Consider the following 17634-nt stretch of genomic DNA (forward strand, 5'->3'; position numbering starts at 1 on the left):
GCCACCGACAGCCGCCGCGCGGCCGGGTTCCGCGGGCGCACAAAGGCACCCTGGGCGTCACGTCCCGTTTCCCTTCGTGCCACCATCGTGCGGGCGGTGACGAGTGATACGGGACCAGGACGGGCCGGCAGGCGGCCGACGGCAAGGTGAACGGCCCGCCACCGGGGCGGACGGCACCTCCCGCAGTGCTGCCCGCGGATGGACGGGGCGGCACGAGCCGCACGGTGCCCGCAAGTGGCAAGGCCCGGACGAATCACGACGTGAGGACGCGGACGGCACCGGAAAGGCCGGTGGCGCCGGGAGCCCCGGGAGATCCGGAGGGACCGGACCATCCGGCGAACCGTCCGGCGAACCGCCCGGCGATGAGAAGTCCGGGAGAGCCGCGGACCCGTCCCCGGCCCCCGGAAGAGGCGATGGTTCCGACGGCACCGGCAGTGCCGACGGCTCCAGCGGCACCGACGGCTCCAGTGGCGCCAAGGCCCCCGGCAGTTCGGGCGGTCCGTTGACGGCCGCGCCCTCCGACGCCGTCGAGAGCGACGAACCGCTGCTCTCGGCCCGCGTGCACCGCCCCTCCGACCTGCTCCGCCTCGGGCTCGGTCTGCTGGCCATCACCGTCGTCCTGGTCATCGCCAACTTCGCACACGGCACCACCGCCGGCCTCGAACAGGACATCGACAAGGGCACCCAGCAGGCTCCGCCCCTGCTGATCAGCGTCACCGGGCTCGCGTCCAGCATCGTCATCCTGCTCGTCCCCGTCGCGTTCGCCATCGAGCGGCTGATCAAGCGGGACGGGCTGCGCATCGCCGACGGCGTGCTGGCGGCGGTCCTCGCGCACGGTGCCTCGCTGGCCGTCGACCTGTGGGTGGCGCAGGCGGCGCCCGACTCCGTGCGGGACGCGCTGACCAAGCAGATCACCGACACCGACCTCACCACCCCGGTGCACAGCTATCTCGCCCCGGTCATCGCCTACATGACGGCCGTCGGCATGGCACGCAGGCCGCGCTGGCGGGTGCTGCTGTGGGCCGTGCTGCTGCTGAACGCCTTCGCGATCCTCTTCCCCGGCTACTCGACCCTCTTCTCCATCATCGTCACGGTGCTGATCGGCTGGTCCGTGGCGTACGGCACGCTGTACGCCGTCGGCACCCCCAACGTCCGCCCGACCGGGCAGACGCTGCTCGCGGGGCTGCGGCGCGTCGGCTTCAACCCGGTGAGCGCCAAACGCGTCGAGGACGCCGACGCCTTCGAGGGCACCGAGTCGGGCGACCACGGCCGCCGCTATCTCGTCACCCTGGAGAACGGCCCGCCCATCGACGTGACCGTCGTCGACCGCGAACAGCAGGCGCACGGCTTCTTCTACCGGGTGTGGCGCCGTCTCACCCTGCGCGGCATCATCCAGAACCGCAGCCTGCAGTCCCTGCGCCAGGCGCTCGAACAGGAGGCGCTCCTCGCGTACGCGGCGATCGCCGCCGGCGCCAACGCCCCGCGCCTGATCGCCACCTCGGAACTGGGCCCGGACGCGGTGATGCTCGTCTACGAGCACATCGACGCCCGCACCCTCGACTCCCTCCCGGACGAGGAGATCACCGGCACCCTGATGCGCGCGGCCTGGCGCCAGGTCGAGGCGCTGCAGTCGCGTCGCATCACGCACCGGCGCCTGGTCGGCGACGCACTGCTGGTGGACAGCTCCGGGACGGTCTATCTGACGGACATGCGCGGTGGGGAGATCGCGGCCGGCGACGTCGTCCTGCGCATGGACATCGCGCAGCTGATGACGACGTTCGGGCTGCGCGTCGGCGCGGAGCGCGCGGTCGCCGCCGCGGTCGACGTACTCGGGCCGGACTCGGTCGCCGACAGCCTGCCGCTGCTGCAGCCCATCGCGCTCAGCCGCCGTACGCGTACGACGCTGCGCAAGCTCTCCAGGGAGCGGGCCCAGCGCGAGCGCGACGCCGTCATCGAGGCCTCACGTGCCGGGAAGGACGCCAAGGGCCACCACGAAGGCGGGAGTACGGCCCACGGCGCCGTGCAGAAGACGGACCGCAAGTCGCTGCGCGCCGAGAAGAACGCGGAGAAGCGGGCCATCGACGACGCGCTGGAGGAGGCGCGGGAGGAGGACCTGCTGGCGCAGATCCGCCAGCAGGTCCTGCTGGTCAGGCCGCAGGCGCCGATAGAGCCGGCCCGTCTGGAGCGGGTCAAGCCGCGCACGCTGGTCACCTTCATCGCGGGTGCGCTGGCCGCGTACTTCCTGCTCTCACAGCTCACGCAGGTGCAGTTCGGGCAGGTCGTCGGTGAGGCGAACTGGGCCTGGGTGGGCGGTGCCGCGCTCTTCTCGGCGTGTACGTACTTCGCGGCCGCCATGGCGCTGCTGGGCTTCGTGCCCGAGAAGGTGCCCTTCCCGCGTACCGTCGTCGCCCAGGTCGCGGGCTCCTTCGTGAAGCTGGTCGCACCCGCGCAGATCGGCGGCGTCGCCCTCAACGCCCGCTTCCTGCAGCGCGCGGGCGTACGCCCCGGGCTCGCCGTGGCGAGCGTCGGCGCCTCGCAGCTCTTCGGGCTGGGCAGCCACATCACGCTGCTGCTCGTCTTCGGCTATCTCACCGGCACCGAGCACACACCGACGCTCTCGCCGTCGAGGACGGTGATCGCGGGGCTGCTCGCGGCCGCGGTGCTGGTCCTGATCGTCACGGCGATCCCGGCGCTGCGCAGATTCGTCTCAACCCGGCTGCGTTCGCTGTTCGCGGGCGTCGTGCCCCGCATGCTCGACGTGGTGCAGCGGCCGCGGAAGCTCGTCACGGGCATCGGCGGGATGCTGCTGATGACGCTGCTGTTCGTGATGTGCCTGGACGCCTGTGTACGGGCGTTCGGCTACGACGCGAGCTACGCGAGCATCGCCGTCGTCTTCCTCGCGGGCAACGCACTGGGGTCGGCGGCCCCGACGCCGGGCGGTCTCGGTGCGGTGGAGGCCGCGCTGATCGCAGGCCTGATCACGTTCGGGGTGCCGAAGGAGATCGCGACTCCCGCCGTGCTGCTGTTCAGGCTGCTGACGCTGTGGCTGCCGGTGGGGCCCGGCTGGCTGTCGTTCACGCACCTCACGCGGAAGGGCGCCATCTGACGGGACGGGCCCGTACGCACGCTGCCGGCCCGGAGCGGCGTACGCGTCCGGGCCGGCAGCGGTGCGGTGTGCGGTTTCGCGGGCGGCCAAGGCCGGGGTCCGGGCTCAGTACACCGGCTTGTCGGGTTCGATCTGGTTGACCCAGCCGATGACGCCGCCGCCGACATGCACGGCGTCCGCGAAGCCCGCGTCCTTGAGCACGGCGAGGACCTCCGCTGAGCGGACACCCGTCTTGCAATGCAAGACGATCTTCTTGTCCTGCGGAAGGCCCTGCAGGGCGCTCCCCATCAGGAACTCGTCCTTCGGTACGAGCTTCGCGCCGGGGATCGAGACGATCTCGTACTCGTTCGGCTCGCGCACGTCGATGACCTCGATGGAGTCGCCGTCGTCCATCCACTCCTTGAGCTGCTTGGGAGTGATGGTCGAGCCGGCCGCGGCCTGCTGGGCCTCGTCGGAGACGACGCCGCAGAACGCCTCGTAGTCGATGAGCTCGGTCACGGTCGCGTTCTCACCGCAGACCGCGCAGTCCGGGTCCTTGCGGACCTTGACCTGGCGGTAGCTCATCTCCAGGGCGTCGTAGATCATCAGGCGGCCGACCAGCGGCTCGCCGATGCCGGCGATCAGCTTGATCGCCTCGTTCGTCTGGATCGAACCGATCGAGGCGCACAGCACGCCCAGCACCCCGCCCTCGGCGCAGCTCGGCACCATGCCGGGCGGCGGGGGCTCCGGGTACAGGCAGCGGTAGCAGGGGCCCTGCTCGCTCCAGAAGACGGAAGCCTGACCGTCGAAGCGGTAGATGGACCCCCAGACGTACGGCTTGTTCAGCAGCACGCAGGCGTCGTTGACGAGGTAGCGGGTGGCGAAGTTGTCCGTCCCGTCGAGGATCAGGTCGTACGGGGCGATGACGTCCAGCGCGTTCGAGGAGTCGAGACGCTCCTCGTGGATGTTGACGGTGGTGTGCGGGTTGATCCCCTGCACCGTCTCCTTGGCGGACTCGGCCTTGGAACGCCCGATGTCCGACTGACTGTGGATGATCTGACGCTGCAGGTTCGATTCGTCGACCTCGTCGAACTCCACGATGCCCAGGGTGCCCACGCCCGCGGCCGCAAGGTACATCAGGGCGGGCGACCCGAGGCCGCCCGCACCGACGCAGAGCACCTTGGCGTTCTTCAGCCGCTTCTGCCCGTCCATCCCGACATCGGGGATGATCAGGTGACGCGAGTACCTGCGGACCTCGTCAACGGTGAGCTCGGCAGCCGGCTCGACCAGGGGTGGCAGCGACACGGGGACTCCGTTGGTCGGTGGAACGTACGGTTGTTCTCCCGTAACACTGCCACGCACGGTCTCATTCCGAGACACCCGGTCCGATGCGCGAGACGAGCTCGTCCCAGTAGCCGGGCAGCGTCTCCCAGGGGTTCTGGCCCTCCTTGTCCGTCCTGTCGGTGAACCAGACGGTGCCCGCGCCCTGCCAGCGCGCGACGCGCAGCGCCTCGTCGATGTGCATGCGCGGAACTCCGTGCACGAGGTGGCAGAAGCGCTCCGGCGGATGGTCGGCGGTCCACTCGGCGGCCTGCGACCAGCGGTAGTCCGTCCAGCAGCCCGAGAAGGTCACCAACTGGTCGGCGAGGTCCGCGTATCCGGGGTGCGGATGGGTGCCGTGCCCGAAGACGAGTGCCGCCCGCGGCCGGGCCGCCGGTGCCTCCACCGGGTCCGCGCCCAGGCCCGTACCGGCGCCGCGCGGAACGGCACCGCGCGTCATGGCACCGCGCGGGCGGCCGGGGGCGACGAGGCCAACGGTGTGCCGGTCCTGGTAGCGACGCTGCTGTGCGCAGAGCGCGCGCAGAGTCGTCACCGTCCGCGCGGTCTCCGTGAGTTGAGCGCGCCCGGCCGGACACTGCGCGAGGTAGAAACCGTCCACGCTGTACCAGTCCAGGAAGCGGTGCGCGTCCGACACCAGCTCGCCGAACGACCGGGTGCCGTCCCGCATGCCGAGATGACCCAGTACGGTCACGCCCGACTCGCGCAGCCTGGCCGCCGCCGCCAGACAGTACGGGTCGGGCCGCGCGCCGGGGCCCCCGGCCACGTCCAGCACCGCCCAGTGCAGTGGGAGTCCCGGCTGTGTCAGCGCCGCCCACTCGACGGGCGCGAGCATCGGGTGCGCCCAGCCGGGCACGCCGAATCCGGTGCGGCCCGTCGGCCCGGCCGGTGCGCGGAGCGTTCCGCCGGGAGTCATCAGATGCGGCATGCGGCCTCCATCCAGATGTCGGCCAGCGACTCCTCCAGGCCGATGCGGGGACGCCATCCCAGGCGGTCGCGGGCGGTCCGTACGTCCGCCTGCTGCCAGCTGCCGCAGCCGTCCGGATAGGGGTACGCGGACGGGGCGGACGAGGGCGCCCCACCGCCGCCCGGCTCCAGCTCGTGCAGCGAACCGCCGAACCCGGCCACCCGCGCGAGGACGCCGGCGGCGTCGCGCAGCCTTACGGCCCGGCCCGTACCGATGTTGATGACGCCCTGCGCCGCCGAGAGCGATGCGGCGTGCACGGCCCGCGCGACGTCGCGTACGTCCACGAAGTCCCGTTGCACGCCGAGCCCGGTCAGCTTCAGTTCGCTGTCGCCCTGCTGCATCGCACGCCGCATGCCTTCCGCCAGCCGCCCCAGCGGCGAACCGGCAGGAGTGCTGGGCCCCGCGGGCGAGAAGACCCGCAGCACCACCGCGTCCAGCCCCGATGTGAGCACCAGCTCCGTCGCCGCAAGCTTGCTCACGCCGTACGGCCCGCCGGGGCGCGGCGCGGCGGCCTCGCCGATGGACGAACCGGAGGTGGACGGCCCGTACTCCGCGGCGCAGCCGAGGTGCACCAGACGGGCGTCGCAGCCGCTGCGGCGCAGCGACTCGCAGACCGTGGCGGTGGAGACCGTGTTCTGCCGGGTCAGTTCGCGTGCGCTGCCGCGGGTCGCGCCCGCGCAGTTGATGACGACCCCGGGGTGCACCGCGTCCAGAAAGCGCGTCAGCGCGCCGGGGCTTCCTGATGACAGGTCGAACCGGACGTCCGCGTCGTCGTTGCGCCCCAGGGCCGTCAGCTGTACGGCGGGGTCCGCCAGCAGCCGGTCGGCGACGAAACGGCCGAGATGGCCGCCCGCGCCGAGCAGAAGAACCCTCATCGCGTGTCCCCCTCCTCGGAGATGCGGCAGTACGGCCGTGCAGTGATCATCTTTCGTTGCTCCTTGTCGTTCCACGGGCCGCGCAGAGCCCTCGTCGGGCGAAGGCGCGGGGTCGGTGTGCCGGATGCCGGCACCGGACACGGCAGCTGTCAGGTCGCTGTGCCGTGCGGGGTCTCGCAGCGCTCGCGGGAGGCGCAGCGGTCACAGGGGCCGCAGCTCTCGGGACGTCCGCGGATTCCGTCTCCGCCGGGTGGCTCCGGCTGGGCCGCCGAGCCCCTGGGGCGGTGCGCCGAGGCGCCGCTGAGCAGGCGGTACGCGCAAGCCATCAGGAACAGCGCCGCGCACCCGCTTGCGGCTGCGGCGACGGACGAGGCGGACGCGCCCGTGGCGGCGGACCCGGCGGCGGCTCCGGCGGCCTGCAGCGCACAGGCGGCGACGAGCCCCGCGGCAGCCGTTCCGCGGAAACCGTGCATCGCCAGCAGAAGCGCGGCGAAGAGCAGCGCCCCGAGCGCGGTTACCGCCGGCGTCGCCCCCACCCCCGCCTGCAGTACGGCGCCGGGCGTACCGCCCCGTACACCGGCCAGCGCCGCGATCTCCCGCGAGGCGAACTGGAGGCCAGTCAGCGCCCCGGTGAAGAGCACCACGGCCGCGGTCAGCAGCGGCCGCGTACCGGCAGCGAACTCGGCCAGGCTGCGGCTGTGTTCGAGGCTGCGCCGCGCCCGTACGGCGAACCAGCGGGCGCACCACACGGCGGGCACCAGCGCGCACGCCAGGCCGAGGCCGACGGCGACAGCGCAGGCGCGGACCGCTCCGGGCCCATGCCCCTGGCCGGGCCCCGCACCGGCCGACGCGAGTACGGCGACCGCCGCGGCGGCGAGCACACCCGGCAGGACCCACAGCAGCGCGAGCAGCACGCGCGCCGGTGAGCCGGGGCGGGGTGCCGCCGCACGCGCGGCGCCGAGGCGGGCAGCCCGGGCGCCGGCCGGGCCGGGGCGGTGGCCCTCGGCTCGGGGCACGCGCGCGAACAGCTCCTCGGCGAGGGAGAAGACGTCCCGGTGCCGGAAGCGCGCCGCGACGCGGTCGGTCACTCCGTGTGCCTCCAGCGCGGCGGCGATCTCGAGAGGGTCCACGGCCCGTTCGCACAGCTCGCGGTGCCGGTGCATCAACTCCCGCACCGGGTCGGCCGGCTGGGAGCCGGGCGGCGACGCGGACTGCACGGACGACGCGGACGACTGAGATGACGATGACTGGGACGGCTGGGACGGCTGGGACTTCTGTCCGGGCCGCCTCGCACGCGCGGGCCGCGCTCCGCTCCCGCTTCCGGCAGCGTGTCCGGACTTCGGCCCGTGCGCGGTCCCCTGCCCGCGTCCCGGACCGGGCCGCGCCCCCTCGACCAGCGCCCTGGAGCGCGTGTCCCACGCGTCCGCACCGGCCGGAGCGCAGGGCTCGTACGGACGCCCGGCGGGGCCCGGAGGTGCAGCGGTACCGGCGGCGCTGCCCGGCCTGGATGCGTGATCGCTCATCTGCCCTCATCCTTCCGGTGTTCGCGCCCCGCATGTGCCGCGGAGAGAAGCGCCGGCCGGGCCGATAGCGCGGCGAGCATGAGCGGCGCGAAGGCAGCCGGCATGCGCACCCCCGGGAACGGCCGCACCACGGAACCGCCCCCCGGAGCCCCCGGACCCCCCGTACCGCCCGTGCCTCCGGCCCAGCGGCCCGGCACATGCGACTCGGGCGGCCTTGCGAAGGGCAGCGGCTCCTCCCCGCCGGCGGCACCCGCCGCCTCGTACGTGCCGACGGGCCAGCGGGACATCAGCTCGAGATAGATGGCACGGAAGGCCGCGACGTTCTGCTCCACGGTGAACAGTTCGAGGGCGCGGGCACGCGCCGCGGCCCCGAGGCGCTCCCGTCGCTCCGGATCACGCAGCAGCGCGATGCAACTGTCCGCCAGCGCCCGCGGGTTGCGCGGCGGTACGACGAGACCCGTACCGCCGATCACTTCGCACACCGCGCCGACGTCGGTCGAGACGGTGGCCCGTCCGCTGAACATGGCCTCGACCAGCGGTACGGGAAATCCCTCGACCGAACTGGAGAGCACCACCACGCATCCCGCGCCGTAGGCGTCGGCAGGCGTCGGCACCGACGGAGTGCCCGACTCCTCGAAGGAGACCGGATTCTCGCCGACTGCCACGGCGTCGGCCGCCTCGTCCGGGAAGAGCTGCGCGGCCAGCCCCTGGCACCGCGACTCGTACTCGCGCGCCTCAGGGCCGCGCCCGGCCGCGGTGGAGACGATGCGCAGCCGCGCGCCCGGTACCGCCCGCCGGACCTCCGCAAAGGCGTGGAGCAGGCCGATCAGGTCCTTGCCCGGCTCGATGCGCCCCGCCCAGACCAGCGTGGCGTCCCCGGCTGCTCTGCGGCCGCCCTCCTCCTCGCCCAGCTCCGCGAACGGCGCGGCGTCCATGCCCGGATAGACCGTGCGCAGCTTCTCGCGCGGGGCGCCGCACCGCTCCTGCCATCGCCGTCCGTGAGTGTTCCCCGGCGTGATCAGCTGCGCCCGGGTGTACGCCTCGCGCGCCAACTGCCGCTGGAAGGAGGCGAGCAGCGCCCGTACGGGAGCTCCCGCGGCGGCCGGGGCAACGGCGTCCGCGGCACTCGCGAGATAGTGCTCGCGCACGCGCACGCCGTACTCGGTGATCAGCAGCGGTGTACCGAAGAATCGCTTCGCCAGGAGCCCGGGAAGAGCCGCGGGACCGCCACCGACCGCGTGGCACAGGTCCACGTCCGCAAGGCCCGCGCCGCCGTCCTCCGCTCCCGCGTCCCCGGCTCCGTACCAGTCGAGGGAGAGCGGGCGCAGCGCGCGCTCCAGCCTCTCCGAGACGGCGAGCAGATCCGTCACCTGCGCCGAGTGGAGCGCGCGGAGAGACCCGGGTGCGCGGCAGGCGGACTGCAGGATGCGGACGGCCTGTTCGGAGCGGAGCGCGGCGCGCAGTCCGCCCCCGCAGTCGCGGGCAAGCTCGGCGAGGCCGTAGAGACCCTCGGCGAAACGGTCCGCCAACTGCCCCGCGCTCTCGGCGTCTTGACCCGGGCCTGCTCCGCCGCCGCACACTGCGCCCGCGAGCTCCCGGAAGCACTCGCCGAAGCGCCGCCGCTCCCGCCGTCCGTACGAACCGGACGAGCCCGCCCGCACATCGGCCGGACCACGGCCCGCGGCGGCGTCCCAGAGCGGCGCCGTGCGAACCAGGCGCACGTTCCCCGGGAGTTCGTACCGGCGCCCGCTCTCCTGGCGGGCGCTGCGGCTGAGCGCGTACACGTCGAACTCGTGCCCGCCGAGACCGCGCAGCAGCCGGTCGCACCACGCGACCGATTCACCACGCGCGTAGGGATAACCACCCTCCGTAAGCAATGCGATGCGCACGGACGCACCACCCCCGACCGGTTCTCCGAGTGGGCCATCGCCCGTACGGGCCGATGGCGTGACGCGGAAGACGCTATGCGCGCCCCTCGCACACGGTGGACGGTTGTCCGTCGCACCACCAAAAGGGGTGAATGCCCGTGACTTACCGCCCAGTTGGACGTTCCTGTGCGCTAGGTGACCAATTCGGACTCATGCGACCGCGCTGAACGCGCCAAGCCGCCGCGCGGCCGTCCCCGACGGCAGGGCCCTTTCACGTGCGAAGCGCCGTGGCGGACTACCCGCGCGGGTACGGCCAGGGATTGGGGCGGCACTTCGCCCCGTCCGTGGTGAGGGACTTGGTCTGCTGCATCATCAGCGGGGCGAGGGCACCGTCCTTGGGGCAGCCGACGTGGTCCTTGCCGATCCTGTGCCCCACCTCGTGGTTGATGAGCATCTGCCGGTAACCGAGGATCCGGTCGTCCCCGAAGGTCTTCGAACCCTGCGCCCACCTGTAGGCGTTGATCATGACGCGGTCCGTGGATGCCGAGTCGCATGAGACGTTCTGCTCACTCGTGTCCAGCCCGGACTTCGCACACCAGACGTCCGTCGTCGGCGAACTGGCAAGTGTGATGACGAAGTCGACGTCCCCCTTCGCGACCCGCTCGAAGCTGCGCTCTCCGCCACGCGCCCAACTGCGCTTGTCGTTCAGCGTCTTCTCCACGGCCTCCGCGAACAGGCCGGATTCCAGGGGGAGTCCCTTCTCGACGTCGACGCGGTAACGCATGACCTCGTTGCCGCCGACCCCCTCGTCGCTGCCCGGGACGGCCTTGAAGTCGCCCTTGCCCTTGAATCCGGACTTCAGGGGGAAGGTCGTGCCCAGCTTCTCCGTGTACGTCTGCGCGGCGCCCTGCGCCTGACCCGGGACGCCTCTGCCCTTGTCCGAGCGGGATGCCGGCTCGTCCGCCGAGACCCCGCGCTCGGCGGCGGCGCCCTCCTCGGCACCGTCCCCGCCCTGCTCGCCGAGGTCGGTGATCTGACCGGCGACGACGAATGCGATCACGGTCGTGACGGCGACCGCCAGCACGCCTGTGACCGCCCGGCCCTTGCTGCTGCCGCCCTTCCCCGTACGGGGAACCTGCCCGGGCACGCGAGGAGGCGGAGCATGCGGAAGACCGCCGTCCGCGTCGGGAGGGGCCTGCCGCCCGTGCACGTCCCGCCCGTACACGTCCGCACCCCCGCGACCGCTCTGTCCGAAGGCGACTGGGTCGTCGTAGCCGTCGTAACCGTTCCACGGTCCGGGAGTTCCCGGTCTGCGACCTCCCGGGCGCCGGACCGGAGCGGGACCCGGATCGGGAAGGGAACGGCCGGGAGCACGGCCTGCGGCACCGGGATGACGCGGGGCGGGAGCCCGCAGGGAGCTCGCACCGCCACCTGTCTTCCGCCCGAAGACGCCGTCTTCGAAGGCCTCGACGTACTCCTGCCGGGGACCGGTGGTGGGCCGCCCCATGCCGACCGCCGCACCCGGCGTGCCCTGGAGCACCCGTCCCGCCGCGTTGCCGCCCCCGGGCCCGCGGCCCGAGGAGTCGGCACCCCAGCCGCCGCCCGGTTCGCGGTGCTCGGGATGGCCGCCGCGCACGGAGGAGCCGCGGCCGTATCCGTACTTGTACTCGTCACGGGGCCAGGAGAAGGCGCCGTCCTCGGATGCCTCACGGGGATCGGGCGGCCCATAGGGAGCCTGCGGGCGGGAGGCCGCCGCTCCGGGATCGGCCATGCCGTACGACGCTGGGGTGTCGCCGCGCGGCTCCGCCCCCTCGGACGGATGACCGGCCTTTGCGCGCCCCTTGCGGCTATGGCGTCCCACTAGTCACCTTTCGGGGGTACGGGCCTCGGCGACGGAGCGATTCCCACCTCGGCATGGGCCGTCAACCGAGCTGTATCCACGAGCAGTTCACGGAATGCGCACGCGACGATCTCCGGGTACTCCATCATCGCCACGTGTCCAGCTTCGGGCAATGCCAGCGTCCGGCTGTCACGGAACGCCGCACCCGCGCGGCGCGCCATACGGAAGCCGACGAGCTGGTCCCGCCCGCCGTACACCAGCAGCGCCGGTGCGAGCACGCGCTCCGCCTGCCGCCACAACGAATGCTGACCGCCCAGAGTGTAGGCGTCGACGAGGCCGCGCGCGGAACGTGCAAGGGAATCCCAGAAGTACGGCAGACGCAGCCTGCGTTCGAGCTCGGCGACCGCCGCGGCGAATCCTCCTGGTGAGACCCGTCCCGGATCGCCGTAGCACAGCGCCAGCACCTCACGGGTGCGGCGCTCGGCAGTCCAGTCCTTCGTGAGCCTCCCGAACAGACCGGCGATGCCGGGCACCGCCAGCAGGGCCGTCGGCAGGGCGGTCCGCTGCGGCGGCAGCTCGGGCAGTGCCGGCGAGACCAGCGTCAGGGTGCGTACGAGATCGGGGCGCAGCGCCGCCGCGCGCGTCGCGACGGCCCCGCCGAGGGAGTTCCCGAATAGGTGCACGGGAGCACGCCCGCACGAGTCGAGGTAGCGGATCACCGCACGGGTGTGCCCGGAGAGGGAGTAGTTGCCGTCGTCGGGCGGCGGTGACAGGCCGAAGCCCGGCAGATCGACGGCCTCGCTGTCCACGTCGCCGACGAGCTCCAGCATCAGCGCCGACCAGTTCAGCGAGGAGCCGCCGAGCCCGTGCACGTACACCGCGGGAGGCAGCCCCGCGCGCTCCGGGGGGCGCGAGCGTACGTTCAGCGTCAGCCCTGACAGGGACACCGGCCGTACGGTCTCGCCGTCGTGGGCCGTGGGATCACCGGCCGGCGGCACGGTCTGCGCCGCCTCGGGAGCGCTCCGCACACCAGGCTGCTCGGTCGATGACATGGCGCAATATTACGAGACGATCACACGGCTCCACCGGTGTTCGTCATCACACAGGCGCCCGGGCCACGACGTAGCCTCGAATAGGAGGCGTCCTTCCTGGAAAGGGGAGCGAGCATGTCTGTTGATCCGACCGACCCCGAGGACTTCGAGGACACCTACGAGGCGGAGCCGGAGGAGGAGCCGGCCGACCCCGAAGCCCCGCCGGAGGACGCCGCCGAACAGCACGCGGATCTGCTCCGTCAGCGGAAGATGCCGATCACCGGCCGCGAGGACATCGAGGCCGATCCCGCCGACGCCGCCGAGCAGGCACGCGTGGTCGAACTGAACGAGGATGAGTACCGATAGTGCGCCCGCTGCGTCAGCCCGAGCCGAAATATTCGGCCCGCGGCAGTCACAGGCCGGTTACCGAAAAGTACGATGGCGAGCGCAGCGCATATCGCGCACAGAGACTGATCAGGGAGGCGGCGTGACAGCCATCGAGCAAACAGAGGCGCGCCCTCGCGGCACGCGCCTGCCGCGCCGGGCCCGACGCAACCAACTGCTGGGAGCAGCACAGGAGGTCTTCGTCGCCCAGGGCTACCACGCGGCCGCCATGGATGACATCGCCGACCGCGCCGGCGTCAGCAAGCCCGTGCTCTACCAGCACTTCCCGGGGAAACTCGACCTCTACCTGGCGCTGCTCGACCAGCACTGCGAGTCCCTGCTCGAGGCGGTACGGGCCGCCCTCGCCTCCACGACGGACAACAAGCAGCGGGTCGCGGCGACGATGGACGCCTATTTCGCGTACGTCGAGGACGAGGGCGGCGCGTTCCGGCTCGTCTTCGAGTCCGACCTCACCAACGAGCCCGCGGTCCGCGACCGCGTCGACAGGGTGAGCCTGGAGTGCGCGGAGGCCGTCAGCGACGTCATCGCCGAGGACACCAAGCTCTCGCGCGACCAGTCGATGCTGCTCGCCGTGGGGCTGTGCGGGATGGCACAGATCACCGCGCGCTACTGGCTCGGCTCCGGCCGGCCCATCCCCCGCGACGCGGCGGCCAAGCTGATCTCCTCGCTGTCCTGGAGGGGCATCGCCGGCTTCCCCATGCAGTGACCGTATGGAGCGTGTACGGAGCCCCCGCGGCATCGGCGGATTCCCGGCCGGCGGGGGCTCCGGCGTGTTCGCTGCGGGCGTGCGGAGCCGGGCCCCGGCGCGGCCGGGCGTCGGGCTAATGTGTGCTCCGTACAGCGCGGCTGACCGCGTATTCAACTGACCGTTCGGAGGGACATAGCCGTGGAGGTCAAGATCGGCGTGCAGCACGCGCCCCGCGAGATCGTCTTCGAGAGCAAGCAGTCTCCCGAAGAGATCGAGAGCGCCGTGTCGGCCGCACTCGCCGACAGCGGCTCGAACATGCTCAACCTGGCCGACGAGCACGGCCGCAAGATCCTCGTGCCGGGGAACCGCGTCGCCTACGTCGAGATCGGCGAACACACGGGCCGCAAGGTGGGGTTCGGCACAATCTGAGCGCCCGGGCAACCGTACGTCCGGCATTGCGGCGGCTTCCCGAATCTTTCGGGAAGCCGCCGTTTCGCATGCGGGCCACACGGGGAGTACGGGAGCGACTCGACCTGCACGGTGGCCGGACCGGCCGCCGGCCACCCCGAGGAGGTCCCATGATCTGGGAGGCACTCGGCGCCATGGCACTGGGGCTCGCCATCGCCTACGCCGCCGCCCGGCGGCTTCCCGAGCGACTCCCCGGCCGCCCCCTCGTGCTCGCCACCGGCCCCGCGGCCGCGCTCCTGGGCGGGCTCATCTGCCACATCGTCCTCGGCGGCGGTCACACCCTGGTGACTCTTGCGGTCGCCGCGGTCGTAAGTGTGGCGATCCTCTCACTGCTGCTCGGCGAGAACGTCCGCCCGCCGCAGCGCCTCGGCGCCAAGGTGCCGAGCCCGCCGCACGTGTAGACGCGCGTAGGCGCGCGGCCCGTACCGGGGACCGCAGGACCGGTCGAGCACGGCCGGTCCCGGGGCTGCCGGTCAAGCGGACAGGTCCAGCGGCAGGTCAAGCACTGCCGGTCCCCGTTCGTCGCTCGTTCGGGCGTCGGGCACCTCCGCCCCGGCCCCGCGGGCCTGCCGTGACCGGCGTACCGCACGTGCTCCGCTCAGGCCGCGAGCCCCAGCGCCGCCATGCGCTTCGTGTGCGCCTCGGTGATCCGGGAGAACATCCGGCCGACCTCAGCCAGGTCGAACCCGTCCGCGAGGCCGCCGACCAGCATCGTCGAGAGCGCGTCGCGGTCCGCGACCACGCGCTGCGCCTGTGAGAGGGCCTCCCCCATCAGCCTCCGCGCCCACAGCGCGAGCCTTCCGCCGACCCGCGGGTCCTTCTCGATGGCGCCCCGCACCTTCTCCACCGCGAAGCTGGAGTGCCCGCTGTCGTCGAGCACTCCCAGCACCAGCGCCCGGGTGTCGGAGTCCAGGCGCGTGGCGACCTCGCGGTAGAAGTCCGAGGCGATCGAGTCACCGACGTACGCCTTGATCAGGCCCTCCAGCCAGTCCGACGGTGCCGTCTGCCGGTGGAACTCGTCCAGCGCGGCGGCGAAGGGCTGCATGGCCTCCGTCGGCTCGGCGTCGATCACCGACAGCCGGTCCCGCAGCTGCGCGAAGTGCTGGAACTCGGCGGACGCCATGGACGCCAGCTGGGCCTTGTCGCCGAGCGTCGGGGCGAGCTTCGCGTCCTCCGCCAGCCGTTCGAAGGCGGCAAGCTCCCCGTAGGCCAGGGCACCCAGCAGATCCACTACCGCCGCGCGGTAGGTGGAGTCTGCGGACGCCTCTGCCCAGTTCTGGGTGGCGATCCCGGTGTGCACAGCCTCGGGGGTCTTCCCATTGGTCTCCATGCTGAGCACGATAGCCCGCACCAACTGGCCCGGAAGCCCCTGGTTCAGGCCTCATCTTCCCGGTGGGCACGCCACAGTGAACTCGTACACAACAATCGCCCCGGTACACATGCGCGGATCCGGGGTACAGTGATATTGGCTCCCGCCGGACGGCGGGACGTATGACGCAACACTGCGGATGCCCGGTCGGAGGCCCGATCGGCTCCGACCCCGACCGCCCTCCGCGTGGCGCGTGTTCCCCACACGTCCCGTGACCATGAGGGACCGCTCGCGTGAAGAGCGCTTGAGCGAGAGCCAGTGGTCCCGCACAGACCGGCGGGCAGGCAGAACGCCGCCCCCGCTGATGCGGTACGACCCTCCTCGCCGCCTCATCACGCGTCACACAGAAGAGGCCAGCATCCTGACCACCACGACTTTCCGCGAACTCGGAATCCTTTCCGAGACGGCCGAGGCCCTTGAGGCCGTCGGCATCTCCACTCCCTTCCCCATCCAGTCCATGACGCTCCCCGTCGCCCTCGCGGGCGGCGACGTCATCGGGCAGGCCAAGACCGGCACCGGCAAGACGCTGGGCTTCGGCCTTCCGCTGCTGGAGTCCGTCACCGTGCCCGCCGACGTCGAGTCCGGCAGGGCCGAGCCCGAGCTGCTCACCGATTCCCCGCAGGCGCTCATCGTCGTACCGACGCGTGAGCTGTGCCAGCAGGTCACGAACGACCTGCTGACCGCGGGCAAGGTCCGTAACGTCCGGGTCGTCCCCATCTACGGCGGCCGTGCGTACGAACCGCAGGTCGAGGCCCTGAGGAAGGGCGTCGACGTCGTCGTCGGGACGCCCGGGCGGCTGCTCGATCTGGCCGGCCAGAAGAAGCTGCGGCTCTCCGACGTGCGCACTCTCGTCCTGGACGAGGCCGACGAGATGCTCGACCTCGGCTTCCTCCCGGACGTCGAGAAGATCATCCAGATGCTGCCGGTGAAGCGGCAGACCATGCTCTTCTCGGCCACGATGCCGGGGCAGGTCATCTCCCTGGCCCGCCGTTACATGAACCGGCCCACGCACATCCGCGCTTCCGAGCCCGACGACGTGGGCCAGACTGTGGCCAACACCACACAGCACGCCTTCCGTGCCCACTCCATGGACAAGCAGGAGATGGTCGCCCGCATCCTGCAGGCCGAGGGCTGCGAGCTCGCGATGATCTTCTGCCGTACGAAGCGGACGGCGGCCGACGTCGCCGACCAGCTCACCCGGCGGGGCTTCGCCGCGGGCGCCGTACACGGCGACCTGGGGCAGGGCGCCCGCGAGCAGGCGCTGCGCGCCTTCCGCAACGGCAAGGTCAACGTCCTGGTCTGCACGGACGTGGCGGCCCGGGGCATCGACGTCGACAACGTGACGCACGTCGTCAACTACCAGTCCCCCGAGGACGAGAAGACGTATCTGCACCGCATCGGGCGCACCGGCCGGGCCGGCGCCTCCGGTACGGCCGTGACGCTCGTCGACTGGGACGACGTCCCGCGCTGGCAGCTGATCAACAAGGCTCTGGAGCTCGGGCTGCCCGACCCGGAGGAGACCTACTCCACCTCCCCGCATCTCTACGAGGCTCTCGGCATCCCCGAGGGCACCAAGGGCGTTCTGCCGCGTGGCGAGCGCACCCGCGCGGGCCTCAAGGCCGAGCAGGTCGAGGACCTCGGCGAGACGGGCCGCGGTCCGGCACGCGGCCGTGGCGGCCGTGGCGGCCCGGGGCAGGACGGCGAATCCGGCGAGCGGCCGAGGCGAGCCCGGCCGCCGCGCCAGCGGCGCCGTACCCGCAACGGCCAGCCCGTCGGTGACGAGGCGACGGTGCCCGCGGCCGGTGCTGGCGACGGCGCCGCGGTGACTCCGGCTGGGGACGCGGACGGGGACGGCGGCGCACGCAAGCCCCGCCGCAGGCGCCGTACCCGCGGAGGCGGCGGCGCCAACGGAACCGCTGGGGCTTCCGCCGGCGATGCCGGTTCCGCGGGCACCGCGACGGCCACCACCGCGGCCACCGCAACCGCCACGGGCCCTCAGCGCGAGGCGGCCGCCGAGGAGGGCGGCAAGCCCCGCCGCAGGCGCCGTACCCGCGGAGGCGGCGGCAACGGCGGCAACAGTGCGACGGCGGCGCAGCAGCCCCAGGCGAGCCCGGAAAGCTGACCGGCTGACCAGGTTGACCGGCTGACCAGCTGACCGGCTGGACTGGCCGGACCGG

14 protein-coding genes are annotated in these 17634 nt (G+C 72.4%); 6 read left to right on the plus strand and 8 right to left on the minus strand.

The window, feature by feature from the left end; all coding sequences use genetic code 11:
- Positions 1 to 502: 502 nt before the first annotated feature.
- Positions 503 to 3106: a lysylphosphatidylglycerol synthase transmembrane domain-containing protein gene (locus ACSMXX_RS09890; protein ID WP_473183664.1), complete on the plus strand. Its 2604-nt coding sequence runs from the start codon at positions 503 to 505 to the stop codon at positions 3104 to 3106.
- A gap of 105 nt (positions 3107 to 3211) precedes the next feature.
- Here the strand turns inward: ACSMXX_RS09890 and moeZ are convergent, their stop codons facing one another.
- The 7 genes from moeZ to ACSMXX_RS09925 form a co-directional block, all read right to left on the minus strand.
- Positions 3212 to 4390 carry an adenylyltransferase/sulfurtransferase MoeZ gene (gene moeZ / locus ACSMXX_RS09895; protein ID WP_473183665.1) on the minus strand — a complete coding sequence of 393 codons (1179 nt, stop codon included), beginning with the start codon at positions 4388 to 4390 and terminating at the stop codon, positions 3212 to 3214.
- 61 nt (positions 4391 to 4451) lie between these two features.
- Positions 4452 to 5351 (minus strand): spherulation-specific family 4 protein, encoded by a 900-nt coding sequence (locus ACSMXX_RS09900; RefSeq protein ID WP_473183666.1) that lies wholly within the window; start codon positions 5349 to 5351, stop codon positions 4452 to 4454.
- Entirely contained in the window at positions 5339 to 6265 is a 927-nt protein-coding gene (locus tag ACSMXX_RS09905; RefSeq protein ID WP_473183667.1) for an NAD-dependent epimerase/dehydratase family protein, read from the minus strand. The genes ACSMXX_RS09900 and ACSMXX_RS09905 overlap by 13 nt, the downstream gene beginning before the upstream one ends.
- 149 nt (positions 6266 to 6414) lie before the next feature.
- Positions 6415 to 7482 (minus strand): hypothetical protein, encoded by a 1068-nt coding sequence (locus ACSMXX_RS09910; RefSeq protein ID WP_473183668.1) that lies wholly within the window; start codon positions 7480 to 7482, stop codon positions 6415 to 6417.
- 302 nt (positions 7483 to 7784) lie between these two features.
- Complete coding sequence (locus ACSMXX_RS09915) at positions 7785 to 9677, minus strand: DUF3492 domain-containing protein (protein WP_473183669.1); 1893 nt, start codon at positions 9675 to 9677, stop codon at positions 7785 to 7787.
- 274 nt (positions 9678 to 9951) lie between these two features.
- Positions 9952 to 11427 (minus strand): DUF3152 domain-containing protein, encoded by a 1476-nt coding sequence (locus ACSMXX_RS09920; protein WP_473183670.1) that lies wholly within the window; start codon positions 11425 to 11427, stop codon positions 9952 to 9954.
- 89 nt (positions 11428 to 11516) lie between these two features.
- Entirely contained in the window at positions 11517 to 12548 is a 1032-nt protein-coding gene (locus ACSMXX_RS09925; RefSeq protein WP_473183671.1) for an alpha/beta fold hydrolase, read from the minus strand.
- 114 nt (positions 12549 to 12662) lie between these two features.
- Between ACSMXX_RS09925 and ACSMXX_RS09930 the strand changes: the two genes are divergently transcribed.
- From ACSMXX_RS09930 to ACSMXX_RS09945, 4 genes are all read left to right on the plus strand, one after another.
- Positions 12663 to 12893 carry a hypothetical protein gene (locus ACSMXX_RS09930; protein ID WP_473183672.1) on the plus strand — a complete coding sequence of 77 codons (231 nt, stop codon included), beginning with the start codon at positions 12663 to 12665 and terminating at the stop codon, positions 12891 to 12893.
- A gap of 121 nt (positions 12894 to 13014) precedes the next feature.
- The gene (locus ACSMXX_RS09935; protein WP_111600785.1) at positions 13015 to 13638 is read left to right on the plus strand and encodes a TetR/AcrR family transcriptional regulator; all 624 of its coding nucleotides are present in this window, start codon (positions 13015 to 13017) and stop codon (positions 13636 to 13638) included.
- A gap of 180 nt (positions 13639 to 13818) precedes the next feature.
- Entirely contained in the window at positions 13819 to 14049 is a 231-nt protein-coding gene (locus tag ACSMXX_RS09940) for a DUF3107 domain-containing protein (RefSeq protein ID WP_473183673.1), read from the plus strand.
- A 149-nt stretch (positions 14050 to 14198) separates the two neighbouring features.
- On the plus strand, positions 14199 to 14489 hold the full coding sequence (locus tag ACSMXX_RS09945) for a hypothetical protein (RefSeq protein ID WP_473183674.1): 291 nt from the start codon (positions 14199 to 14201) through the stop codon (positions 14487 to 14489).
- A gap of 197 nt (positions 14490 to 14686) precedes the next feature.
- Here ACSMXX_RS09945 and ACSMXX_RS09950 read toward each other — a convergent pair whose 3' ends face one another.
- Entirely contained in the window at positions 14687 to 15418 is a 732-nt protein-coding gene (locus tag ACSMXX_RS09950; protein ID WP_473183675.1) for a ferritin-like fold-containing protein, read from the minus strand.
- A gap of 343 nt (positions 15419 to 15761) precedes the next feature.
- Here ACSMXX_RS09950 and ACSMXX_RS09955 point away from each other — a divergent pair, with 343 nt between their 5' ends.
- Positions 15762 to 17579 carry a DEAD/DEAH box helicase gene (locus tag ACSMXX_RS09955; RefSeq protein ID WP_473184715.1) on the plus strand — a complete coding sequence of 606 codons (1818 nt, stop codon included), beginning with the start codon at positions 15762 to 15764 and terminating at the stop codon, positions 17577 to 17579.
- Positions 17580 to 17634: the final 55 nt, after the last annotated feature.

The organism is Streptomyces sp. DSM 116795, assembly GCF_055792905.1.